The following is a 22,032-nucleotide window of genomic DNA, read 5'->3' as shown; positions in this document are numbered from 1 at the left end:
CCCAGCCAACCCTTCTACATCCGGCAATGGCTGGCCCAGCGCATCTATCCGGTCATGAAAACCCAGGGGGTTCGATTCAACGACATCGGGACGTTCCGGCGGAACAACCGCTACGGGACCGCTTTGTAAAACTTGATTTCCATGGTATTGGAATTCGATTCAGAAGGGGGATCCGTGGCAACCATCAATTATTGGCTCATGAAATCGGAACCCGAATCCTATTCGATTGACGATTTAAAGCGCGACAAGAAAACCCATTGGGACGGCGTTCGCAATTACCAGGTGCGGAACTTCATGCGCGATCAAATGAAGGTCGGCGACATGGTTCTTTTCTACCACTCCAGCGCCGAGCCTCCCGGAGTGGCGGGCCTCGCCCAAATCGGCAAAACCGGCTACCCCGACCCTACGGCTTGGGATCCCAAAGACCATCATTACGATCCCAAATCCGATCCCACGAATCCCACTTGGCTGATGGTCGACGTCAAATTCGTCGAGAAGTTCCCTCATTTCGTCAGCCTGGCCGAATTGCGGGCCAATACCAAATTGAAAGACCTCCTCGTCCTCAAGCGCGGCATGCGGCTATCGGTGCAGCCGGTGGAAAAAGCCCACTTCGAGATCATTCAAAAGATGGGGAAGAAGGCTTAAGAAATTCGCACGACCACCTTCCCTCGGGAGTGAGTTTTTTCCAAATGCCGGTAGGCCGCGACGACTTGATCGAAATCGAAGCTTCGCTCGATCACCGGCCGCAGCCGGCCGCTTTCCACCCAGCGGGTAACCCGCTCCAGATCCTGACGCCGAGATTTCACGCGGACCAGGCCGGCTCGAGGCCGGCTCCAAAGGCTGCGGATCATCCCGAAAAAAAGGTCGCGTGAGAAAACCGTGCCCACGTAAACACCGTCGCGAGTCAGGGCGCGGCGGGCGCGGGAAAAAGGCAGGTTCCCGTAAGTATCGAAGACAATGCGGAAGGCCGTGGAGCCGGCCAGCGGGTCCTCGCGGGTGTAGTCCAGAACTTCCTCGGCGCCGAGCCCTCGACAGAACTCAAGGTTGTTGGGACCGCAAACGGCCACGACTCGGGCCTCGAAAATCCGGGCGATTTGAATGGCCGCCGCTCCGACCCCGCCCCCGCCCCCATTGATCAGGACCCGGTCGCCGGAACGGATGCTGGCGATATCGCGAAGCGCCTGGAGCGCGGTCTGGGAGACCAGCGAGAGGCCGGCGGCCTCCTCGAAGGAGAGCCCCGCCGGCATGAGGGCGCATTGGTCCGCCGTCGCCCTCACGTATTCGGAAAGAGTTCCTTGCCGGCCCTTCCATTCGTCGAGGTGGCCGTAAACTTGATCGCCGACTCGAAAGCCGGTCGCGCCGGCGCCCCGCTCGACGACCGTCCCCGAATAATCGAGGCCGATGAATTTGGGAAACCGGCTCCCGCTCAACAGCCGGAAGGAACCGCGACGAATCAGTCCGTCTTTGGGATTCAAGGCCGCCGTATGGACTCGGATGAGGTATTCATTCGGACCGGGGCGGGGATCGGGCGCCGTTCCGAGGCGAAGGACCTCGGGCTTGCCGAAGCGGCTGTAGGACCAAGCCTGCATGGCAAGGTCGTACTTCGTCCTTTTAATATTGTAAAGTTACCGAGCGGCGTCCGATAATTGAGCCCTGCATGAAGCGTTTGAAAGTGGGGTAAGGGAGGTTGACCACGACACCCTCTCATAAAAATTAATAGGTAAAGCCCAAAATATTGCCTTTCGCCAAGGTGGATTGCCATCGACCTTCGCGTCGACGTGTGGGTTTTTTATCAAAAAGGGGGAGAGAAAATGCTTAAAAATATGAAATGGCTAACCTTGATTCCCATGCTGGTTAGCTTGCCTGCCTGGGGAGCGGTGACCGGATTTTCGACTTGCGAGCCCGCCGAGGGCGCCTTCTGTAGCGGGCCCGTCAACGTCGTCATGGGGGGCAAGGTTTACGTCAAGGTTTCGGGGTTAATGGAAGGAACGATCGACTTTGGGTCGCCTTCGGGCGTTCAACCTTATAAAGCGCCCATTTCTTTGATGTATCCGGCCGACGTGGCGGATTGCAGTGGCACCGGGATTGTCGACCTGGTCAACAATAGCGGCTCGCTTTTTCTCAACGATTTGGGTGTCTACTTCCCTCCCTTGGGAATTGGCGCCCTTGTTCTCGGGGACACCTATGTTGCCAAACGGGGGCATGCCTTAGCTTCCTTGCAATATCAGAGAATTTCCTCTTTTGGCCAAGATCCGATCCAAGCAGGAATTGATCATGGCTTCTATCCGCCGACGGCCGGGATACCGGCTCCAGATCCGGCTGCCGAAATCTTGGCGTCATGGGTTGTTCTAAGCGATGGGGCGGCTTTCCTTCGGAACCTCGGGTCCGATCCCGATTTTGCCGGCGCTTGTAGTTCCTCCAAGGTGATCTCGATTGGATATTCCCAGTCGGCATTCCATCAACGGCTGTTCTCTTTTACGCCCCAGTTCTGGGGAACTTTTGATGGCAATCTTTTGGGGGCTCATGGGGTTTCTCCTTTCATCGGGGAATCGCCGGAAGGGTCTGGAAAGTCGATCACGGTCAATAACGAGCACGACGTTCAGATCCTCCAGTCGGAAGGCGTCCGGGGAGACACCGATTGGTATAAGGTCTATGAAGTAGCGGGCTCGTCTCATACCCCGATGGAGGCCGTCGATATCGCCCCCATTTTGGCCTTGTGGGGGCAAAGCAGCCGGCAAAATCCGGTGAGAATCAGCCCGGTCTTTCGGACGATGATGGATCACCTGGTGAATTGGATCGACGGGACCTCGACCCCGCCGCCCAGCGCCTATTTGGATGCCTCTTCGAATCCCAATACCCATCCGGAATGCGTCGTCGGTTCGGCTGAAAATCTCTTCGAAGCCGATGGAGCTCCGACAATGAATGACGTCTACTTGGACTGCCCGCGCGATCCAGCGAAGGGGAATGCCCTTTCAGGCGGAATTCGCCTGCCCCACGTGGTGACCGAGGTTGACGGCGAGTTGGCGGGGGCTCCCTTGGGGAATTACGGCGGGGTGGAACCCGCATCGCCTTACCTCTTTGCCGGCATCCTACCCAATATCTCTTTTATACCGGTGAGCGGAGGAAGCTATTCAAGGTACACCGATCAGGAGCTCACCCAGAGGTATGGCGTGTTCCAGAAGAGCATGATCGACGACGCTCTCTCGGGGCCTTATCTGGGCAGTGTGGCCAGGGCGGCCGAATATGCCGAGTCCCAAGGCTGGATCAACGAAGAGGAAAAACGGGCCTACATCAAAACGGCTCAAGACTGTGCCCGCGGGAAGGCCGCCAGCCTCTCCAGCGAGGATCTGCTGGCTTGCCACGGGATTTAATGAGCCGGGTTTAGCCTTGGGGCGCCAAGCCGTATTGGAGAATGCGCCGAATCAGCAGCGGGTATTCAATCCCGGCCTTGGCGGCCGACTTGGAAAAATCCTCGTCCTTGGCGATGAAGGGGTTGGGATTGGCCTCCAAAAAAACGACCTCGTTCTCCGGAGTCAGGCGCAGGTCGAGGCGGGCGTAGCCCCGCAGGTAGAGATAGGAATAGACCTTCTTGCAGAGGCGCTCGATCTTCTTTGGCACGCCCTCCGGCAGGCCGACGGCGAATTTATTTTTAATGCCCCAGCGCTTGCGATACTTGTCGTCCCACTTGGCCTTGTAGGTGGCTATTTTGGGCTCGTCCTCCGGCACTTCCTCGAAAACCAATTCGCGGGGCGGAAAGACCTTCAAGCGGTTATTGCCGAGCGCGCTGACGTAGAGCTCCCGGCCGCCCACATATTCTTCGGCGATCACGTCCTGGTTCAACGAATCGTGCACGAAGCGAACCCGCTCGATCAGCCCCTTGTCGTCCTCCACGAAACTGGACATCGAAATTCCGACGCTCGCCTCCTCGCCCAAGGGCTTGACGATGAGCGGGTACTTCATTTTTTTTATCGGAACCGCCGCCCGGCCCTTGGGATAGACATGAAAGGCCGGCGTCTTGATGCGATGGTGGGTCAGGATCTTCTTGGCCAGGGCCTTATTTTTGCAAATCATCAAGCCGGAGGAGCCGGTGCCGGTGAAGGGCAAACCGAACATCTCCAAAAGCCCGATGACGTTTTTCTCCTGGGCCGAATCGCCGTTGAATTGCTCGACTTGGTTGAACACGATGTCGGGCCGGTGCGATTTTAATTCTTCCAGCAATACCGTGGCATCGTTGGACACCCCCAACAAACGGACTTCGTGCCCCAGAGCCTGCAAGGCCTCGTAGACGTCTTTTTCAGCTCGGAAGTCGGGGGTTTTCATCAGGGTTTCGTAGTCCGAGCTCGTCCCCGAGGCCTCGTCGAACAACAGCAGGACTTTCAATCTCTTGGTCATGCTCCCTCTAAACGGTCGGCTTGAACTTGCCGGTATACAGGTAATTGGAGGCCATGGACGTCAGGTAAGCCGTGATCTCCAGCATGCTTTCCTCCGGGCTGCTGCGAAGGCGCATCTTGAGCTGTCGGCTGCGTTCCATGAGCCGCTTGAAGAGATTGTTCACGATGAACTTTTTTTCGCCCGACCATTGCGCAACCTTGTCCACGATGAGCTTTCGGTTACGGCGCATGAATTCGCCGGCCGACTCCCCCGCTCCGCCTCCATCGGCCGAAAAAATAACTTTGAGATCCCGATCGTAAAAGTCGGGGTAATCCTGGGCATAGAGCTTTTGTTTCTTCGCATAATAAGCCCCGAGCTTCATTTGGGAGCGGGCCGCCGCGAAGGAGCGGTCGGCGCTGATTTTGGGCGGACGGCCCATTAGCCGGCTGAGGGCGGCGTCGACCACCTTGAGCTTCTTCAGGGCCGGCCAGCCCTTGTAGTACTCGCGCCAATTCGAGTCGGGATTGAGCCAAACGGCGAAAGTCTCGGCGAAATCCTCGTCGGGCTCGGCCTGGGCGTACCAATTGTCCAAATGGCGCACGAAACTTTTACTGTAGGGCTTGGGCCGATAACTGGAGGGCGGTTGCTCCGGCGAGGGCCCGAAGAGGCTTCGGATCCTTTGGCTCTTCCCCAGACGATAGGCGTAAAAAACGGCGTGGCCGGCCTCGTGCCGCAGCAGCTTCAGGCACTCGCCGGTGGTCCCGCCCTCGCATTCCAGCATCATCTTTTCTTCCAGCGCCTTCAGCCGCGGATGGGCCAAATAAAACGGAATGCCGATGGAGGTCTTCCCTTCCAAGACGAACCACTCGTCGGCCAAGTAGCAATCCGGCCGAAAGGAAAGGTTTTTCCCGGTCAGCTCAGCGTACAGCAGCTCGATCAGCTCGGAAATTTCGCTGCCTTCGATGGTCAACTTCAGGTCTTTGATCCTGATGTCGAGAAGGGCTTCGTCGGAGAGGTGCTCCCAGGGGTAGGCTTCATGAGCTTTCACAGGGGGAGAATATCGCATTTCCCCGGCAGCCAGAAATCAAAGTTTACATGGGCCCCTCCTTGTTGAAATGAATGATAGACAAAAGCGCCTGACCGCGAGAAATTCTGTCCATGAGAAAAATACCATTGGTGCTTGCGATTCTCCTTTTATTGGGAAGCGGCGTTGCCTTTGTCTTTGCCTTTGATCGGTATTCGGCAGCCGCCGGTTACCAAAAAAAGGCCGAGGAGACATTGGCAAAGATGGAACAAACTCAAGACATGGCCAAGCTCGAAGAGCTTAAAGATGAGATGGATATTTTTTGGCTACCTCCACTGGCCAAGGCCAAAAACGATGGGGCCATGGGCTTGGGCGGAGCCGTCCTCTTATTGGCCGGCAGTGTCGTTCTTTTCATCAAAAGCCGCCGCCCCAAATAAATGAATCTCGGAAAACCGATCAAGGAGTATCAAAGCTCCACCAAGTCCTTCGTCAAGGTGGCGATCCTGAGCCTCGTTTCGCTGGGGATTGCGGCACTCTGCTTCTCGGGGGCCTTCGGCGCCAATGCCGGCTGGGATCGAAAAATCGTTTTCTCGATTCTGGGCCTGCTGTTTCTGACTCCGGTCGCGGCCGGGATTTACGTGACCTTCACTCGCCGAGGCTCCTCGGCCAGCCTCTATGAAAATGGCTTGGTCTACCGGATGGGCGGCAAGGAATTCTCGACGACTTGGGATCAGATCGTCTCCTTGATGGAATCCACCGCCTGCCGGGTCGAGAAGAGCGATGGCGAGTCCTTTGACTTGGGGCGCAATGTGGAGGGCTACGACGAAATTGCCGGGCTCCTTCATGAAGAGAGCCTCAAACGCCTGATGCCCAAGGCCAAGGCCGTGATCGACCGGGGCGGGAGCTTTTCCTTTCAAGGCTTAAAGTCGGGCGGCAAAATCCCCCTGGGCAAGGCCCTGCCCGACTCGCTGGTCGGCGGCGGAAGCTTTTCGGTGGATTCGACGGGAATTGCCTTGGTGGAGGCCGGCACCAAGATCGCGTGGTCCGAGGTGCAGAATTTCGGAGTCCGCCAAGGCGAAGGCCGCAGAGCCGGCTTTGCTTTCTTTTTCATCGGGGATGGAAAGCTGGAATACCAGATGAACTACGGCGCCTTGCCCAACGCCCACCTCCTGCTCGCGATTTGCGCGGAGCGGACTCCGCATCTGGCGAAGACGGAGGTTTGATTTTCGGTCACCGGTCCAATTTTTGAAAAGTAAATAAACTCCTGTTTAATTTTCATTTTCTAAACAGCTATATTTCGAACAATCCGACCAGACATGAATTAATATTCATTGATTTCAAATACTTAAGGTTTTTACCCTTCCTGGCATCCTCCTTGCTTCTTTGATCGACATTCACTTCAAAAGGAGGATTTCATGTCTAAAAAACGATTTTTCTTCGTCCAAGCGCTCGGCCTGCTCGGCAGCCTCGGCATCCTGGCCACCGCTCATGCCGGCGGCGGGCTCGTGGGCGGCGTTAACGGGGTGACCCAGCAAATCCGCGGCGAAAGCCCCCAAGCCCGCCGCGAAGCCGCCGAGCAGCGGATGGAGCAATGGAATCGCGAAGCCGAGCAACGCCGACAGGCCGCTCTCGCCAAGCAAGAGCAGTGGAAAAAACAAAACGAGCAGCGGCGCATCAACGCCGAGCAACGGATGCGGCAATGGAACCAGGAGAACGCCGCCCGCCGTCGCGCCGCGATGGCCCAGCAGCAGCAATGGAAGGATCAATTCGAGGATCGCCGCGCCGCCGCCGAACGCCGGATGGCCGAATGGAATTCCCGATAGCTATTCCGATTTGGCGGGACGAGGCTTTTGCCCCCTCACCGTTTGAAAGAGGGTCAGCCCGGCCCGGATTTTTTCCAAGCCTTGTTTGGCGATCGGCATTTCCAAATAGGAGGGCTTCAGCGGAGGCGGAACGAGGATCTGCCTGGCGCGGAGCTCCTGGACCAAGGGCAGGTCGTCGACCGCCAGCTTGCCGATCAAAAGAGGCTCCAACTCATTGCCCCTTTTCAAGTAGTCGAGGAGCTGGCCGATGCCTCGAACGTAGACCGCGTCCTTGGTCAGACCGCCGCCTCGATAGATCCGCAGGGTAATGGAAAAGGCGGTGCGCGCCGGAAAACCGTAGTCCCGATGGAGCGCCCGAAAAGTGTCCACGAAACCAGCGCCATCGATCAAGAGCCGAGCCGCAATGACCCGGCCGAACAGCAGGCGCTGCCGCGGCCGGCTAAGCCCGCCGACCAGCGCCTCGGCGAGCACCGCGATCCCCTCCTGCAAGGTGTCGTAGCCGGCGAGCCCCGAATAGAGTTGCTTGAACGGCTGGGCCCTTCCGTTCCAATAAGTGAGCACATGGGTGCCGACCTCATGCTGAATCAGGGCCTGGGCGCGCGCGGCCGGAATTTCAGTATCGGCCCCGATCAACACCGAGCCTTTGCTGACCATCAGGCCGGTATGGATATCCTCGCGCACCTCGACACGAGCCGCCACTCCCGGCCATTGCCGCCGAAACGATTCGATCTCGGCCTTGGCCAATTTGGCGAAAGCCGAAGCGTCGAGCGGGGGCCCTGCCGCCTTCTCCCGGACCGTCGGCGGGAGCTGTCGCAGCATCTCCCGGGCCACGCGATACTCCTCGTCGCTCACGTCGCCGAACAATTGAATGCTGCCCAGGATGAAGCGCGGGGTGTTCAAGTCGAGTAGCAAGGTGATCTGCCGGTCCAGCTCATCCTGCTTTCCCCGAAACATCCGATAAAGCGCCGGATCGTCGACCTTCTCGATGGGGACGGCAAACAAGTGTCGCTTGAGCAGGGTCGGCTCCACCGGCATCGGCCGGTATTGAAAGACCGGGGTCCGCTCATGTCGGGATTTCTTGAACTCTTGCCAGGTCTCGGAGGAATTGACCGGCGTCACCTGCAATAGGCAGTCGAAACTGTCGGCCACCTTGGCGAGCTGCCGGTCCACCTGCCAAAAAATCGGCGCGATCCTGCGCGAGCCGATGACGTGGAAATTCTCCGGCCGAAGGGTGGTCCACTGATGAAGAAACTCGAAGGCGAAGCGGCGGAAAGCGGTGGTAAGCTCCGCCCGCAGCAGGCGGAGAATTTGGGGCCAAGCTTTGCCGGTGGCCGGATTCCGGTAGCAGCAGGGAATTTCTATACCGAAGCGGAACGCTCGTAGACGATCGGCTTGCGGTTCCGTCAGCAATGGCTCCTTGCCGGGCGGCGCCGGCGGCAAGCCCCGTCGGACCCATACCTCGGCGTTGGATCCAGCCGCCGTGACCGTCGTCAATTCATTCTGAAGTGTTTCGATCAGCGGGATAAGGGCGAGGCCCTTCGGACCGTAAATCACGAAGCGCGGATCTTCGTCGGACTTGCATTCCCGGCCGGCCCAAATCTCCAGGATCAGGAAACCGCCGAAGGCCTGGCTTCCACTGCGAGCGACCCGCTCGACCAGTTCGGCCCCCTCCCCCGCTTCTCCCAGAACCAGCAAACTGGAAGCATGAGTCAGGAGCTGTTCGGTGGCGCAGTCCCGCGGCGACCCGGGTACCTGGCGATAAACAACCAGGAAAGGCTGCAAGCGATCGATCTGGAGCCGCCCCCCGTCCGGAAGCCGCCGCCTCACCCCGCGGCCGGCCCGCAGGAGCTTTTCGACCGTCCCAATGGTTGGCCGCGGAGGCATAAAGCTCGATTTTAGCTGTGGGGCCGCCCTAAAAACAAGCTTCCGGCAGACTTCCTGAGGGTCGGGGCTTGCATTTGAAGCCGAAAAAACAAACTGGACAAATCCGACCGATCAAGCGAAGGTGGCGGCCATAGTGTCTCGACTCTAAGTAATCCTGCCTAGATTCAACTCACTGATATTTGATTTAATTCGGAAAAAACGGAACGGATCTCGCTTATCAGCGCTTTCGGGCCCTCCTTTCCGATCCAGGAGAAAAGAAAATGGCAAAAAAATTATACGTGGGAGGCCTCCCCTACAGCGTCAACGAGGGTTCGCTTCGCGAGTTGTTCGAGCCCTTCGGCGAATTGCTCTCGGTGGCGGTTATCAGCGACAAATTCACCGGCCAACCCAAGGGCTTCGGCTTCGTGGAATTCGCCGAAATCGAAGCGGCGGACAATGCGATCGCCCAGGTCAACGGCAAGGAGATGGGCGGGCGCACCCTGACCGTCAATGAAGCCAAGCCCCAGGAGAAGCGATCCGGCGGCTTCGGCGGCGGCGGCGGAAACCGCGGCGGTGGCTTTGGCGGCGGTGGCGGCCGAGGTGGATTCGGCGGCAATCGCGGAGGCGGAGGCGGTCGAGGCCGCTACTAGACCTTAAAAAAATTCGAATCGCGAAATCCGACGGCGTCAAAGCCGTCGGATTTTTTTTGGCCGGTAGACAAGGCCATCCGCGGTGTGTCACGCTCCGGACCATGGTCAGCACCGTCGAGCCGACGCCGAACGGCTCGGCGTGAACGTCGATGACATTCGATAGCACCGAAAAGGAGACAATCATGGTTCACCAATTGATCGATGGAGCGTACCGACAGACCAACCTGCCCGACGAGTCGCCAGAATATCTCGCGAAGCGCGAGGAAGTTCGGCTGGCCGAAATCGAATTGATGCGGCAGCGCGAGCGGGTCGCCGAGCTGCGCCGGGCTCTCCCCAAGGGGGCGGCCATTCAGGATTACGAATTCCTCGAAGGGCCGCGCTCGCTCGACGACGGCGATGCCCCGGTGGCCAAGGTTCGGTTGAGCTCCTTATTCACCGGGCCGAATCGCTCGCTGATCGTCTATCATTTCATGTTCGGGAAAAAACAGACCAAGCCCTGCCCGATGTGCACGGCCTGGATCGATTGCGCCAACGGGATCGCCCATCACCTGGCGCAAAACGTCGACTTCGCCATCGTCGCCGCCGCCGATCCGGCCGCGCTCCGCGAGCACGCCCGAAATCGAGGCTGGACCCGGCTGCGCCTGCTGAGCGCGGGCCAAAGCGACTTCAAGTACGACCTCGGCAGCGAGGACCGCGAAGGCCGCCAGGATTCGACGATTTCCGTTTTCACCCGCGAGAATGGCGGAACCATCCGCCATTTCTACAGCGGCCATCCCAAGCTTGGCCCCGACATTGACGAACGCGGGATCGACGAGCTGAATCCGATCTGGAACTTCTTGGATTTGACGCCCCAAGGCCGGGGGACCTTTTACGCTTCGCTCAGCTACGGAACCGAAGTGAAACGGTAGTCAAAAATCTCGCCGCCATTCTTCCATCCAGCGACGCAACTCAATCCCGCTCTTGGGGATCTCCGGATAAATCTGGAAAGCCCACCCAGGGTTGTTTTTGAAAAGTGCCTGAAGTTGCTCGAAAGCCTTCGGTGAGTCTAACTTGGAAGCAACGTAGTCGTTAGTGACCGCATTGACTTGAACAATAAAGTCTTCTCTCGCCAACTGGTTTAGCGGCTCTGGTGAAGCCCTGAATCCGGATATATAGTCCCAGGCGCTGGGATGCCCGATTGATCTGGTCATGGATGACCTCCTGGCAGCGCGAGGTTGCCAAAAGCAGGCCAAAGGCTTAATTTCAGGCTTTCCTTGAAATCCAGGGGGTTATTTAGGGGTAAAGGCGAAAGAGAGAATGGAAAGGTACGGAGTTCGGAATATCAAGCCGGATTTCGTACCTCCGTCTTCCATTTCTTTTGTCTTCCATTTTCTTGTTCATTGTCGATTCTGCGATGCTGCGCCGTCGTTAGCGTGAATGTATCGGCAAAATAATGGAGATTATTATGTCCACCGTTCAATTGCACCGTGTTTTCGCCGCTCCTCCCGAGCGGGTCTATCGGGCCTTTATCGACCCCACCGCCATGGTCAAATGGCTACCTCCGCAGGGTTTCACCGGCGAGGTCCATGAGATGGATGCCCGGGTGGGCGGCGGCCACAGAATGTCCTTCAAGAATTTCACGACCCAAGAAAGCCAGTCCTTTGGCGGAAAATACCTGGATCTCGTGCCCGGCGAATTGCTCAAATACACTGACCGCTTCGACGATCCCAACTTGCCTGGAGAAATGCAAGTCACCGTCACCTTGAGGAAAGTGAGTTGCGGAACCGAGATCCGAATCGTGCAGGAAGGCATCCCGGAGGCGATACCGGTGGAGATGTGCTATTTGGGCTGGCAACAATCGTTGAATTTACTGGCGCAATTGGTGGAAACGGAGATTCGAGAATAGCCCCGTGCCTGGACGGATTTCGTGCCTCCGTCTTCTACCTTTTCTGGCCGAACCTCCATGTTTTTGCTAAAGCCGATTTATGAAGGTCGCGGCTCAAATTCTTCTGACATTCGTCCTGCTCATCACCCCAGCATTTTCAAAAAACCTGCTGGCCCAGGCCGAGGCTGAATTGCAGGAGGTCGCCGAAGGTGAAATCACCTTTTTTCAAGAACGAAACCTGGAGGGCAACTTTTTCCAAAACGACACCCATTTTGGCGGCATCTTGACGACGGGCAACAGTCAGGAGATTACCTTGCAGGGATCTAGCGATACGGTCTATCGCGTGAAAAGGTTCCGAAATGAATGGAACCTTGGCGGCTACTATGATCGGACCGCTTTTAATTCCGACTCACCGGATGAAGGGCCGCAAACCAACGCAAAATACGTTTTCGGCGCCTATCGAATGGATTATTTTCTTTCCTCCGATACGACCTATTTCCTCGAGGGCGGCGGATTCACCGATGAAATCAAGGGAATCCCGCTAGGGGGCTTCGGCGGGACCGGCGTTAGTCATTATTTCATTTGGACCAAAAAGACGGCGCTCAATCTCTCCGGCGGTTATACTTTTGTCGGGGAAGACTTGAACGATCCCAACCCGTCTCGCCATCTTCACAATGCCAAAGTGGAGCTCTCTTTTCGTCAGGTCATCAACCCTCACGTGACTTTATTTCTCAACGTGGACTCCTTGAAGGACGTCACCGACTTGGAAGAGTGGCTGGTCAACGGAAACATTCATGTCCAGGTCAAACTCTATAAAATTCTCTCACTGTTTTTTGGCTTTACCGCCAGGCTGGACAATCAACCGGTGCCCGGGTTCCGGAAGTTAGACACGATGACAAATTTTTCCCTGGGCATCAGCTTCAAGTCGCCGGAGCAGGAAAACAAGTAAAATTCTATTACTCAGCCCGCAGGTAAAAGACATCAACCTCAAAGGGCGGATTGACCGGGTCCGGGTCCTGGCGGTTGGTGGTGTAGGTCAGGTGAAGGCGGCCGGAAACGTCGTGGACCAAGCCCACGGCCCGGATGAAAGTCCCCCCGCCGGCGTTCGCAATTTCGATATCCGGGCTGAAGCTGGTTCCGCCGTTCACGCTTCGAGCGTAACGCAGGGAATTTCGATCGCCATCGTCGTCCGGATCGGAGATCCAGACCATGTCGATGTTGCCCAGGGAATCCACCGCCATATAGGGATAGAGGAATTCGTCTTCGTTGGTGGGGTTGGTGTTGACCGTGGTTCCGCCTTGGAAGGAGGCGCCTCCGTTCGCGCTCTTGGCCAGGAACACCTCGTCGCCCTTCTTATAGCTCACATACACTTCTCCCGAGGGCGCGATCGCCACCCGGCAGGAGGCCGAGTCGGCAGAGCCGGGCACTTCCGCCCTGGTGGGAAAGCTTTGGCCGCCATCGCCGCTGGTGGCCACAACGATCACGCCCTCGCCGCGATCGGTGCCGGAGCCGCAAATGCCCTCGGCGTAGCAGAGGTGAACGGTTTCGCCGTCATCGGAAACCGCGATGCCGGTGCTGCACCGCGCGTCGGACTCATCGGTCAGGAGGGTCGGCGGATCGCTCCAGGTGACCCCGTTGTCGTTGCTGCGAGAGTAGCGGACCTGGAAAAAGTCGTTGACCCAGCTCACGTGGGCATTGCCCAGCCCGTCAAAGGCGAGGTCCGCGTAGTTTTGGGAATCGGGACCCGGATCGACCGGGACCGGCGCCCCGAAGGTGGCGCCTTGGTCGGCGCTGAAGAGAAATTGGATATTGTTGCCCTCGCCGTAGAGAATTCCCGGATTCAAGTCGGCGGAGGTGTCCAAGCTTTCCAGTTGGCGCGATGTATCGAGGTCATCGGTCAGGTTTCGTTCCGCCCCAAAAGGAGCCAAGTCCAGGGATTGAGCGAACAGCAAGTCTTCGCCAGGAGCGACGCCGTCGCCGGAAGCCCAGGCGGCATCGACTTGAAGGCTGCCCTCGCGGGCCGCCAGAAAATCGTGGACCCCACCGACGTTGAACCCGACGATCGTCGTGTCGTTCACCGGCTCCTCGGCTCCGAAGGCCAGGCTGTCGCCGGTCCGAAGCTCTACCAAAGCGGTCGCGTTGGTTCCGTCCAAGGTGGCCTGCACCACGATCTGGGGATCAACCGGCAGGGTCGAGGGAGGCGTGTAAAGACCGCTTGAAGCGGCGATGCTCCCATTTCCGGAGCCTCCCTCCACCGACCAAGTCACCGCCAAGCCGGCGGGGTCGGTGTTGAATTGGAGCGTCTCGCCCTTGCGGACGACGACCGGGCCCGGGGGATCGATGCTAAAGGCCGGAGGAGGATTGTCACCGCCCCCGTCTCCGCCGCAGGAAGCAAGTCCCATGAAAAGAAAGGCGAAAAGCCGGCAAATCGACCGAAGACTAGAACCCTTCATATCCCCTCCTCGGCAAGATGGTTGAATCATTGAAATTTTAGAATTTGGCGCGGAGGCCTGCAAGCAAAAGATAATTACTTCGTCTTCGGTTTAGTTAGTTGCCTTGGACCTTTTTCACCGCCGGCGGTTGCCAAGTGCCGTTGAGGATCGAGGGGCTTTCTTCCTGGGGCCAATACATCCGCATCATCGGAAGAAAACTCCCCTTCGGAGCCGGCAACCAGTTGGCTTCCTTGTCTTTGCCCGGCGATTGATTCTGGAAATAAAGCGTCAGCGAGCCGTCCGCGTTATATTTCAGGTCATTGCGGGGGCTCACGGTGAACTTATTCAAGGGATTGGGAACAAACCACCAGCCTTGATCGATCTGATACATGGTGATGGACCAGAATCCCTTGACCGGCGGCGTCTGCCCCTTGGGGAAGGTCAGGGTGTAGGCGTTGCTGCCCGTGAGCGCTTGGCCATCGCTGTCGACCTCGGTGTAAGGATAGACGGCGTCTTTCTCGAGGTTGGCCGGCCAGCCGAAGGCCGCCACGACCGCGCGTTTCATGTAGTCGGTGCCGTATTGGCCCAAGCCTTTGCTGATCACCCAACCATTGACCCGGGTCCCCTGGGCTTCTTTTTGCGCCGCAATTTTTTTCAGGGCTTCTTGGGGAAGGCCCTTCAAGGCCGCCTGGATCTCCGGGCTCAGCTTGGACAGCTGGAAAGGCTGACCCGGCACTAGGCCGATCTTGGCCATCTTCCCGACGATGGGAGCATCCTCCTTGGCCGGCGGAGCGTCTTCGGCCATCAGCTTCGCCATCCGATTGAAATACTCCTCGGTGCTCATGGCGAGGATCACCGTCTGGGGCTTGTCGGTCATGCTGAAGCCGGGGTTCGGATCCACCGGGGGAGCGACGTAGGTGTAGGGCTTCCCCCAAGCCGAGAGCGGCGTCAGCTTGTACTCGGACTGCAGCTTATTGACCTCGGCATAATCCTTCTCGGTGCCGTTGGCGTAGGTGCGCCCCAGAATGACCACATAGCGCGTCGGGAAGGGGATTTGCTTCATCCCCGCCGGGACCTGCCCTTTCCACGCCGGACCGGTGAGGAGATAATTGCCCCCCTTTCCGGCATTGGTTCGGGAGCCCAGGACATCGACGACCGGCATCCACAGGCTATACATGGGGAAAAGGAAAAAACGATTTCCCATGTCGGGATAGGAAAAAACCATGGGCTCCTTTTTGAGATCGACCCAGGCGACGGAGTAGAGAGTGTCGGCGTTGGGCGCCGAAACGCCGCGATAGTCCGCCGGAGGATAGCGCTTGACGTTCACGAAGGTGCCCATGGGTCCTTTGGTCTCTTCGACCTTGGAGACGTTGCTCATTTGGACTCGGGTGACCTCGGTGGTGAGCAAGGAGTACCCGTAGATGTAGGCTTCTTCGGCGATGGCCTTGGCTTCGGTGGTCGTGAGGGCATCGGCGCGCGAAGGCAGGAGGCAAGCCAACAGTGCTAAGCATAGGCCGAGCGATTTGAGAAAGGCGGCTAGACGCCAACGACCAAGACGATTCATGAAAACCTCCTCGTGAATTGAATTCCAAACCCAGGGCTATAATGAATTCCGAGAATTATAATGAATGGTTTCGATGGGGCAAATGAATTTCAGAAGAGAAGAAGACGGAGGTTCCATTTTTTAGTATTTTAGAGGCCGGGAGGACAAAAAATGAAAATCGCAAAATTCTCAGCCTTGGGCGTGGCTCTAACCCTGGTCTTGACGACGGCTCGCCCTTCCCCTGCCCAAATCGTGGATTTCGCCAGCAGTCCCGGTTACTCGAATATGATTAACAATATGATTTCCAATCATATTTGGAACACTTCGATGGCGAACTACACCAAGACCTACAATAAAGGAGGCTCGGGCAGCGCCTCCAAATCGCCATCTTCCGGTCAGCCCGCTACCTACCAAGTTCCGGCTTACCGCGCGTACCCGGCCGTCCAATTCAAATCGACCGGAACGCGGGTGACGCTGCAGGAATACCTCGATGCCATCCAGGGTCCCCCGGAGGTCAAGGCCGAAGCCAAGACATTGGTCTTGGATATTTTTCAGAAATACGAGGCCACCCGAGCCGCCAAGGAATACCCGAACGATTGGGCTTTGGCCTACGTTTCCTACGTTGGGCTCAATAGCCTGGTTTATAACGGAATCACCGAAAAACCGATTCTTCCCTTTGAGCAGAATGTCGGCCTGCGGGACGTGGTTGCGGAGTATGCCACCGACAATGGCGTTTTAACCAAGGTGCCCGACCGAAAAAAACAGGAATTCTACGAGCTCTTGGTGATGAGCGGCGGGCTCACTTATCATTTCTATGAGAAGGCCCTGCGCGAGAACAATGCCGAAGAGCTAAAGCAAATCAAAAGCGCCGCGGCCCAGAATTTGAAGATGGTTGGCCTCAAGCCTTAGCGGGACCTCCGCCGTCGGCGGGGGGCTCACCGCCAATTTCTCCATCTTCGGGATCGCCGCCACCATTCTCCTCGGCAGTGGGAGGACAATCGGCAATGGCCTTGTGCAAACAACCTTCCACCGCATCGCAGCTGTCGCCGGTGCAGACATCTTGATCGTCGCAGGACAAGGCGATGCCTTCGGCACACAGCCCTCCGTCACAGGACTCGAGCCCAGTGCAAACGTTTCCATCGTCGCAATCGACGTCCTCCTCGCATTCGGCCTCGCAGACGACGGCGTCATCCTGGCAGGTCTCGCCCGCACCGCAGCGATTGTCGCCGCAAGCGTTGGCTAGGCAGTCGTCGAGGCATAGACCAGCTGCCTCCTCGGCCGAGCAAGCTTGGTCGCCGCAGCTAGAGCCGCAATCCTCCGGGCAATCTTCAGCGGGAGAACAAAGGGCGTCGCCACAAGCCGGGGGCCCGCAGTCATCCTCGCAGGCTTCCCCGGGCTCGCAAGCCGAGTCGCCGCAATTTTTTCGCGTTCGGTCTTCGATGCGGGCAGCCAGGCCAACAGCAGGGACGGCGTTTGCCTTTGGCAAGCTCATTAGCCGCTCTCTCGATACGCTGCTTGCGTGTTTCAGCTTTCTTCGCCGATGTCACCCAACAAATCCATTCGTTGCGCGCAAGCGGGGTAATGTCTTCCCATGCGGCTTTAGCCGCTGACGTTGAGTTAATGGCTTCGCGCAAATCCGTCGGCATTCGATGCACTGGCCCAACAACGTCTCTTATCTTCATACCTGTATTCTTCCAAAAGATGGTGATCGTACGAATGTGGGGATTAAGCGGGAACGTAGCTCAACTTGATCACATCCTCGTCGATTCGATCATGAGCCATTAGACGGAGCCGCGGCCGGGGTCCGGCGAAATATGGCTTGCCGTGACCAAGCACGACGGGGTGCAGGTAGATTCGGTACTCGTCAATCAGAGCCATTTCGGTAAGGCTTTGCGCCAAGTCTGGTCCGGCAACTTCGATCTCCCCCTCGCGCTCGGCCTTCAACTCGCGAATCGCGCCCTCAAGGTCATCCTTAACAAGCCTGGCGTTGGGACCGACCGACTTCAACGAGCGCGAGACGACCCATTTCGGCTGTTTCCGCCAGGCCGCCGCGAAGGCGTGTCGCTCGGCGTCCCATTCCGGATGATCCTCGTCCCAGTATCGCATGATCTCGTACATTCGGCGGCCGTACACGCTGCCCGCCTGCCTCTGCGCCTCCTCAATGAAGTGGCGGAAGAGCCTGGGGCTTGGCCCAAACGCCATGTGGTCGACGTAGCCGTCCAGGGACTGGTTCATTCCGAACACGAGCTTAGCCATATCCAATTCCTTTCCTAGCGTGGCCCATTCCTTCTACTTCACCAATACCTTGCTTAGAAGTTTGCGCGGTGGTTCTTGAAATCCGCTGCCAAGATACAGCCGAAGCGCAGAGATGTTTTCGTGCCGCGCCCCGCCCATTCTAAATCGATTGCCAGGGGATGGCTTCTGAGACGTTAAACTCCGCCATCATCTCCAATAGTTCCGCGATTTCTGATTCATTTTCTTGCACCGCTTCGCCTTGGATCATCAGGGGATATTATTAGGCGGTCGGGCCCATTGATAGCGTGTTTTTTTGTGAAGGCGGGGGTTTGAATTCCGCTAATTATTATCCACATTCAGGTATAGGATTGCTTGCGAAATCAACACCGCCCATTACAGCACAGAAGCAGTCAAGAGGGTCCGTTCCCAGGCTGAGAGCGGTGCAACTCTGCTGGAGACCGAATTCGCTGGCATCCAGCGGCCCCGGCTCGGCGCTATTCTGGACCCAGGCATCAAGCTTGTGAATCGAATCCAAAAAAACGCTCTGAGGGACTGCGTGGGGCATGTCCCGGACAAGGTACAGCCTGTAAACATCCGACCTGTCCGCTTCGATAACACGTTCGGAAAATTTGAGAGCTTCAATCGGATAAAGCACGAGGTCCTTCAAGCCATGTATGTTTATCGTCGGCTTCTTTAACTCCGGGCCATATTCAGCTTTCCCCCATTCCCGACGGACATCTTTTGGACGTTCCGAGACATCGTAGGCCATGGCTCGTTCAAGCCTCTCCTCTTCTGTAGAGCCGCTTAATATGTACGCTCGATATTCCGGATCCGCAGGCGCTATCGCTGCCACCAAAGAGAAGATTCTTACCGCGGCAGTGGTTTCGAAAGGTGTAAGGTTTGTAAGTGGCGCCAAGTTTGTCTTAAACGCTTCGATATGGGTCAGCATGGTATTGAAGACTCCATTTCCACCGGAGACGAGAACGTAACCATCAAACGGAGCTCCAGCTTCGTCCACCAGAAATCCCGCCCCTCTTAGCACGCCTCTCGAGTAACCAAGCCCATAGGTTCCAGCAGGCGCGCCAAAGATATCGGTTACAAGGTCCTTTAGCTGATGGCCGGTCGCCAGATATCCGTTTCTGTTGTCTTTTGTGCTGTAGGACGAAATGAAATCCTCGTAGGGAAATATGGCGGAGCCGGGCGTCGGATTGTCCATGACGGCGGCGGCGTACCCCTCGTTAAGCAACGCGTTCATGAAAGGTTGAGACCAGAAAGTGACATGATCCGCTGGCTGGTCCGCTCTGCCGGGCGGTATTACGACGACAAACTTTCCATTCCAGTTCTCAGGCATCTTCAATAGATAGCTTGTAGGTATCTTGTGCAGCACCGATGTATTCACAAGCGAGCCATTGGAGCTGTAGGTCGCCCCTGCGCAGTTATGGCAACCGAGCACGAATGCGTGCGCGGTTAATTCCGGATTGTTCGCCACGCATGATGCATCCACGACACCGAATTGTTCGCGCTGCTCGTCCGTCATGTCGTTTAATTTATCGCACATCGAAGCCGTGGTTACCTGGGCATTTACCCTGCCCGCTGCGTGGGCTAAACGCGAAAGTCCGACAGGGCCGAAGAAAGAAATGACCATCAAGCCAAATGAAATTTTAGTAAGGTATCGCATTGGTTCTCTCCCCGAAAATGATATTGAAAGCTTCAAAAAGCGTGAGAGACGCCAAAGGCGAAGAAGCGGCTAGAAATTGAATATGGTTGGAATAACCCTTAGCCTAGAATCGATCCACTGACTCACTCGGATGAGGTTAATGGAACACCCTCGGCACCCACAAATATCTCAAATTCCCGAAAAATTATCTCAGGGCGACATCATTGTTTGCAAGGGTATTTTTAGGCCGAATGCCGCCAACGGTAACGGTGTCGATGCCGCCTATCAACTCGCGAGCGGAATCGAGCGTCTCCACGTCGATCTTAGGCTTACTGTAGCCATTGATCCAGAAAAGTCAGCGCAAGGTCGACGTTCGAGGACGCGAAGAACTGGGGATCCTCGTGGACAGCGCCGTCTAAAAGCATCAAAGTGACGCTGCCGCTTCCGAGGACGGGCAGCAAGGCGTCATATAAAAGCCGGCTTTGTTGGTATGGGACGGTGCAGTCGGCCTTGCCGTGCTGGATGAAGAAGGGCGGGTCGCCGGCAGTGACGTAGGTGATCGGATTCGCCTTCGCCGCCAGCCCCGGGACTGTTTGGATCTTCGCGCCCAAGTATTGAGATTCGGGGGAACTCGCCTGGTTATGATTGGCGGGGCAGCCGTTGGCCGAAGCCTGGGCGTCCATTTGCAATAAGTCGGTGGGGCTTCATACCTCCGTCTTCTAGATGTAGTTCCCCTGAGCGAGAAGCCGCGAAGCAGATAGGTCATATGCCCTATTGTGACTCGTGAGGCTCGCCCTTACCGTTTCCTCAAAATTCCATTCATTCACCAAAGGAGGCGTTATGAGAGTTTTGATCCGAATCGGATTTCTTGCATTGCTGCTGGCCATCGGAAATCGACCAGCTTCCGCCCAGGTGGCAACTTCCAACGGCAACCACGGCCTGGGTTGCTCTAACCGGACGGTGCAGGGCGCATGGGCCATCCAGGGCTCGGGGTCCTTCGTGCCGCCGGGCACGGCATTGCCTTTCGTCCTGGGGCAAGCGATCCCGGTCAATTTCCAGAATCTCGGAATCTTCGATGGTAAGGGGAAAGTGGTTCTGCCGACTGGGGTCGATGTGATTGGCGGAATCATCGAAAGGAACGTCCCCAACAGCGGCAGTTACTCGGTGAATTCTGATTGTTCGGGAGAAATGCGTCTGCTTACCGAGCATTCACCGGACCTCGGCGGGCCCCATGAACACCACATTCACCTGATGGTCGCCGATGACACAATTTACTTCACTTTTATGGATCCCGGAGCGACCGGTTCCGCCATCGGCAAGTTAATTCGCTAAATAGCTGGTAACAGGGGGGATTTGGGGGAATAGGCGCGGGGAGACTGAGAAGCACCATGGAAAATCGGACAGTTCTCCCCCCTTTTTTACCTTTTACGAGTCGCCGTGTTATTTTAGACATAGCAAGGAGGCTCGGTGACGGTGGACAGCGCGCGGCTTGCCCTACATTTTCTCGGTGAATCATTTGAACATGGCAATGCCCGGCAGTTGCGGACCCGAGCCATGGAGTATGCCGGCCGCCTCGTCGGCTTCGACCACGCCGCCTTCGCTTCCTACACCGATGATTTCTTCTCGGCCCCACCCCATTACATCAAGGTCTATTTGAGCAATCCCGGTTACCGCAAGGAGCTAAAACGAGCCTTCCAGGTATCCCGCCGACAATACGGAGCTTACGTCGACACCGAAGTTTTCTCCTTCAGCGAACGTAATAGAAGCCCTTTCTTCAATGAGATCCTTCGCGACAACGGAATTAGGGGACAAGTCGTCGCCGTGATCCATTTCGGGGGAGTGGTGTCCGGGGTCATTCACCTCAATCGCGAGGGCGGTGTCTTCAAGCCCTCTGATCTCGACAAGCTCATGCCGCTCTTCCGAGTCGTCGGCGCCGCCCATGCTGCCATCGAACCCAGCGTGTCAAGTCTGGGTTGCGGGCTCGGCAAGTTTTCGCTGACGCCACGCGAGCGCGAGATCGCTGGATTCATTGCCCAAGGCAAGATTAACCTCGACATTGCGGCGATATTGGGCCTTTCAGTGCACACCGTCCGGCGACAGGTGGAGTCCGTTCTGGCGAAGTGCGGCGTCTCGAGCCGGGCGATGGTCGCGACCTTGGTTGGCCAAGGACTCTCGACTTTACGCCAGCCCCCCAAATTGGCTCCTGGCATTCCGAGCGAGATACTCGAACAGGCTTGGGGTGACATGCAGAGTTCCATCCCCAGACTGGTTTGAACCAAATAAAAAGAAGCGAAGACTATTTTCGACTAGTTAAAAATTAAAATAACCCGCCGCCCGTCTTATCACTGTCCACGGCGCCGGGATCCCAGCCTTTCCTTGAGGCATGAGGCTGCAACCGCCGCCGGTATCAAGTGGAATGTTGGTGTTCGGGTTCACATTGGGATTGGCGCCAGGCGCAAGACAGACATCGCTGCCCGCAGGAGGGCCCAATACGTTGGGGCTCCGACAATCGCAATCTCCCTCATTTTCGACACCGTCTCCGTCAAGATCCGTGTCGCAGGCATCGCCTG

At 57.1% G+C, this 22,032-nt stretch carries 25 protein-coding genes; 13 read left to right on the top strand and 12 right to left on the bottom strand.

Going from position 1 to position 22,032, the window contains the following annotated elements; genetic code table 11:
• Positions 1–129 (top strand): fatty acid desaturase (locus VJR29_03280; GenBank protein HKY62417.1); only part of this gene is annotated, 129 nt, incomplete at its 5' end.
• Between the two features lie 54 nt (positions 130–183).
• Positions 184–645, top strand: a complete 462-nt coding sequence (locus tag VJR29_03275; protein HKY62416.1) for an EVE domain-containing protein — start codon at positions 184–186, stop codon at positions 643–645.
• Here the strand turns inward: VJR29_03275 and VJR29_03270 are convergent.
• Positions 642–1,589, bottom strand: a complete 948-nt coding sequence (locus VJR29_03270) for an NAD(P)-dependent alcohol dehydrogenase (protein HKY62415.1) — start codon at positions 1,587–1,589, stop codon at positions 642–644. The two genes, VJR29_03275 and VJR29_03270, sit on opposite strands and share 4 nt — an antisense overlap.
• 234 nt (positions 1,590–1,823) lie before the next feature.
• Here VJR29_03270 and VJR29_03265 point away from each other — a divergent pair, with 234 nt between their 5' ends.
• On the top strand, positions 1,824–3,371 hold the full coding sequence (locus VJR29_03265; protein HKY62414.1) for an alpha/beta hydrolase domain-containing protein: 1,548 nt from the start codon (positions 1,824–1,826) through the stop codon (positions 3,369–3,371).
• Positions 3,372–3,381: 10 nt separating this feature from the next.
• Here the strand turns inward: VJR29_03265 and VJR29_03260 are convergent, their stop codons facing one another.
• Both VJR29_03260 and VJR29_03255 read right to left on the bottom strand, forming a co-directional pair.
• Positions 3,382–4,392 carry an ATP-grasp domain-containing protein gene (locus VJR29_03260; protein HKY62413.1) on the bottom strand — a complete coding sequence of 337 codons (1,011 nt, stop codon included), beginning with the start codon at positions 4,390–4,392 and terminating at the stop codon, positions 3,382–3,384.
• A gap of 7 nt (positions 4,393–4,399) precedes the next feature.
• On the bottom strand, positions 4,400–5,419 hold the full coding sequence (locus VJR29_03255; protein HKY62412.1) for a hypothetical protein: 1,020 nt from the start codon (positions 5,417–5,419) through the stop codon (positions 4,400–4,402).
• 110 nt (positions 5,420–5,529) lie between these two features.
• Between VJR29_03255 and VJR29_03250 the strand changes: the two genes are divergently transcribed.
• From VJR29_03250 to VJR29_03240, 3 genes are all read left to right on the top strand, one after another.
• Positions 5,530–5,832, top strand: a complete 303-nt coding sequence (locus VJR29_03250) for a hypothetical protein (GenBank protein ID HKY62411.1) — start codon at positions 5,530–5,532, stop codon at positions 5,830–5,832.
• Positions 5,833–6,618 (top strand): DUF6585 family protein, encoded by a 786-nt coding sequence (locus VJR29_03245; protein ID HKY62410.1) that lies wholly within the window; start codon positions 5,833–5,835, stop codon positions 6,616–6,618.
• 192 nt (positions 6,619–6,810) lie between these two features.
• Positions 6,811–7,218, top strand: a complete 408-nt coding sequence (locus tag VJR29_03240; protein HKY62409.1) for a hypothetical protein — start codon at positions 6,811–6,813, stop codon at positions 7,216–7,218.
• On the opposite strand, the gene VJR29_03235 is transcribed toward VJR29_03240, so the two are convergent.
• Positions 7,219–9,102 carry a tyrosine/phenylalanine carboxypeptidase domain-containing protein gene (locus VJR29_03235; GenBank protein ID HKY62408.1) on the bottom strand — a complete coding sequence of 628 codons (1,884 nt, stop codon included), beginning with the start codon at positions 9,100–9,102 and terminating at the stop codon, positions 7,219–7,221. It abuts the gene before it with no gap.
• 260 nt (positions 9,103–9,362) lie between these two features.
• On the opposite strand from VJR29_03235, the gene VJR29_03230 reads away from it, so the two are divergent.
• Positions 9,363–9,731 carry an RNA-binding protein gene (locus VJR29_03230; protein ID HKY62407.1) on the top strand — a complete coding sequence of 123 codons (369 nt, stop codon included), beginning with the start codon at positions 9,363–9,365 and terminating at the stop codon, positions 9,729–9,731.
• Between the two features lie 182 nt (positions 9,732–9,913).
• The gene (locus VJR29_03225; GenBank protein ID HKY62406.1) at positions 9,914–10,639 is read left to right on the top strand and encodes a DUF899 family protein; all 726 of its coding nucleotides are present in this window, start codon (positions 9,914–9,916) and stop codon (positions 10,637–10,639) included.
• Here VJR29_03225 and VJR29_03220 read toward each other — a convergent pair whose 3' ends face one another.
• Positions 10,640–10,921, bottom strand: a complete 282-nt coding sequence (locus VJR29_03220) for a hypothetical protein (GenBank protein HKY62405.1) — start codon at positions 10,919–10,921, stop codon at positions 10,640–10,642.
• A 248-nt stretch (positions 10,922–11,169) separates the two neighbouring features.
• Here VJR29_03220 and VJR29_03215 point away from each other — a divergent pair, with 248 nt between their 5' ends.
• Together VJR29_03215 and VJR29_03210 are read left to right on the top strand one after the other, a co-directional pair.
• Positions 11,170–11,616, top strand: a complete 447-nt coding sequence (locus VJR29_03215) for an SRPBCC family protein (protein HKY62404.1) — start codon at positions 11,170–11,172, stop codon at positions 11,614–11,616.
• A gap of 79 nt (positions 11,617–11,695) precedes the next feature.
• Positions 11,696–12,544, top strand: a complete 849-nt coding sequence (locus VJR29_03210; protein HKY62403.1) for a DUF481 domain-containing protein — start codon at positions 11,696–11,698, stop codon at positions 12,542–12,544.
• A 7-nt stretch (positions 12,545–12,551) separates the two neighbouring features.
• Here the strand turns inward: VJR29_03210 and VJR29_03205 are convergent, their stop codons facing one another.
• Positions 12,552–14,048, bottom strand: coding sequence for a sialidase family protein (locus tag VJR29_03205; GenBank protein ID HKY62402.1), 1,497 nt, complete (start codon positions 14,046–14,048; stop codon positions 12,552–12,554).
• Positions 14,049–14,142: 94 nt separating this feature from the next.
• Positions 14,143–15,591 (bottom strand): DUF1254 domain-containing protein, encoded by a 1,449-nt coding sequence (locus VJR29_03200; protein ID HKY62401.1) that lies wholly within the window; start codon positions 15,589–15,591, stop codon positions 14,143–14,145.
• Positions 15,592–15,741: 150 nt separating this feature from the next.
• Here VJR29_03200 and VJR29_03195 point away from each other — a divergent pair, with 150 nt between their 5' ends.
• On the top strand, positions 15,742–16,479 hold the full coding sequence (locus tag VJR29_03195; protein HKY62400.1) for a DUF6683 family protein: 738 nt from the start codon (positions 15,742–15,744) through the stop codon (positions 16,477–16,479).
• Here the strand turns inward: VJR29_03195 and VJR29_03190 are convergent.
• The 5 genes from VJR29_03190 to VJR29_03170 form a co-directional block, all read right to left on the bottom strand.
• Positions 16,469–17,062 carry a hypothetical protein gene (locus tag VJR29_03190; protein HKY62399.1) on the bottom strand — a complete coding sequence of 198 codons (594 nt, stop codon included), beginning with the start codon at positions 17,060–17,062 and terminating at the stop codon, positions 16,469–16,471. The two genes, VJR29_03195 and VJR29_03190, sit on opposite strands and share 11 nt — an antisense overlap.
• Positions 16,944–17,252 carry a YdeI/OmpD-associated family protein gene (locus tag VJR29_03185; GenBank protein HKY62398.1) on the bottom strand — a complete coding sequence of 103 codons (309 nt, stop codon included), beginning with the start codon at positions 17,250–17,252 and terminating at the stop codon, positions 16,944–16,946. Before VJR29_03185 ends, VJR29_03190 begins: the two co-directional genes overlap by 119 nt.
• A 43-nt stretch (positions 17,253–17,295) precedes the next feature.
• A complete protein-coding gene (locus tag VJR29_03180; GenBank protein HKY62397.1) occupies positions 17,296–17,826 on the bottom strand; it encodes a dihydrofolate reductase family protein in 531 nt (176 codons plus the stop codon).
• A gap of 325 nt (positions 17,827–18,151) precedes the next feature.
• Complete coding sequence (locus VJR29_03175; protein ID HKY62396.1) at positions 18,152–19,483, bottom strand: hypothetical protein; 1,332 nt, start codon at positions 19,481–19,483, stop codon at positions 18,152–18,154.
• 308 nt (positions 19,484–19,791) lie between these two features.
• The gene (locus VJR29_03170) at positions 19,792–20,151 is read right to left on the bottom strand and encodes a hypothetical protein (GenBank protein HKY62395.1); all 360 of its coding nucleotides are present in this window, start codon (positions 20,149–20,151) and stop codon (positions 19,792–19,794) included.
• A 151-nt stretch (positions 20,152–20,302) separates the two neighbouring features.
• On the opposite strand from VJR29_03170, the gene VJR29_03165 reads away from it, so the two are divergent.
• On the top strand, positions 20,303–20,794 hold the full coding sequence (locus VJR29_03165) for a hypothetical protein (GenBank protein ID HKY62394.1): 492 nt from the start codon (positions 20,303–20,305) through the stop codon (positions 20,792–20,794).
• A 222-nt stretch (positions 20,795–21,016) separates the two neighbouring features.
• Positions 21,017–21,736: a LuxR C-terminal-related transcriptional regulator gene (locus tag VJR29_03160; GenBank protein HKY62393.1), complete on the top strand. Its 720-nt coding sequence runs from the start codon at positions 21,017–21,019 to the stop codon at positions 21,734–21,736.
• Positions 21,737–22,032: the final 296 nt, after the last annotated feature.

This window comes from bacterium (assembly GCA_035281585.1).
GTDB lineage: Bacteria > UBA10199 > UBA10199 > DSSB01 > DSSB01 > DATEDP01.
This window is presented reverse-complemented; position numbering and strand designations above follow the sequence as displayed.

Bases quoted from the DNA above. Each gene is read 5' to 3' on its own strand.
- VJR29_03270 (HKY62415.1), bottom strand. From the start codon at position 1,589: ATGCAGGCTTGGTCCTACAGCCGCTTCGGCAAGCCCGAGGTCCTTCGC.
- VJR29_03265 (HKY62414.1), top strand. From the start codon at position 1,824: ATGAAATGGCTAACCTTGATTCCCATGCTGGTTAGCTTGCCTGCCTGG.
- VJR29_03260 (HKY62413.1), bottom strand. From the start codon at position 4,392: ATGACCAAGAGATTGAAAGTCCTGCTGTTGTTCGACGAGGCCTCGGGG.
- VJR29_03250 (HKY62411.1), top strand. From the start codon at position 5,530: ATGAGAAAAATACCATTGGTGCTTGCGATTCTCCTTTTATTGGGAAGC.
- VJR29_03245 (HKY62410.1), top strand. From the start codon at position 5,833: ATGAATCTCGGAAAACCGATCAAGGAGTATCAAAGCTCCACCAAGTCC.
- VJR29_03240 (HKY62409.1), top strand. From the start codon at position 6,811: ATGTCTAAAAAACGATTTTTCTTCGTCCAAGCGCTCGGCCTGCTCGGC.
- VJR29_03235 (HKY62408.1), bottom strand. From the start codon at position 9,102: ATGCCTCCGCGGCCAACCATTGGGACGGTCGAAAAGCTCCTGCGGGCC.
- VJR29_03230 (HKY62407.1), top strand. From the start codon at position 9,363: ATGGCAAAAAAATTATACGTGGGAGGCCTCCCCTACAGCGTCAACGAG.
- VJR29_03225 (HKY62406.1), top strand. From the start codon at position 9,914: ATGGTTCACCAATTGATCGATGGAGCGTACCGACAGACCAACCTGCCC.
- VJR29_03220 (HKY62405.1), bottom strand. From the start codon at position 10,921: ATGACCAGATCAATCGGGCATCCCAGCGCCTGGGACTATATATCCGGA.
- VJR29_03210 (HKY62403.1), top strand. From the start codon at position 11,696: ATGAAGGTCGCGGCTCAAATTCTTCTGACATTCGTCCTGCTCATCACC.
- VJR29_03205 (HKY62402.1), bottom strand. From the start codon at position 14,048: ATGAAGGGTTCTAGTCTTCGGTCGATTTGCCGGCTTTTCGCCTTTCTT.
- VJR29_03200 (HKY62401.1), bottom strand. From the start codon at position 15,591: ATGAATCGTCTTGGTCGTTGGCGTCTAGCCGCCTTTCTCAAATCGCTC.
- VJR29_03195 (HKY62400.1), top strand. From the start codon at position 15,742: ATGAAAATCGCAAAATTCTCAGCCTTGGGCGTGGCTCTAACCCTGGTC.
- VJR29_03190 (HKY62399.1), bottom strand. From the start codon at position 17,062: ATGAGCTTGCCAAAGGCAAACGCCGTCCCTGCTGTTGGCCTGGCTGCC.
- VJR29_03185 (HKY62398.1), bottom strand. From the start codon at position 17,252: ATGAAGATAAGAGACGTTGTTGGGCCAGTGCATCGAATGCCGACGGAT.
- VJR29_03180 (HKY62397.1), bottom strand. From the start codon at position 17,826: ATGGCTAAGCTCGTGTTCGGAATGAACCAGTCCCTGGACGGCTACGTC.
- VJR29_03175 (HKY62396.1), bottom strand. From the start codon at position 19,483: ATGCGATACCTTACTAAAATTTCATTTGGCTTGATGGTCATTTCTTTC.
- VJR29_03165 (HKY62394.1), top strand. From the start codon at position 20,303: ATGAGAGTTTTGATCCGAATCGGATTTCTTGCATTGCTGCTGGCCATC.
- VJR29_03160 (HKY62393.1), top strand. From the start codon at position 21,017: ATGGAGTATGCCGGCCGCCTCGTCGGCTTCGACCACGCCGCCTTCGCT.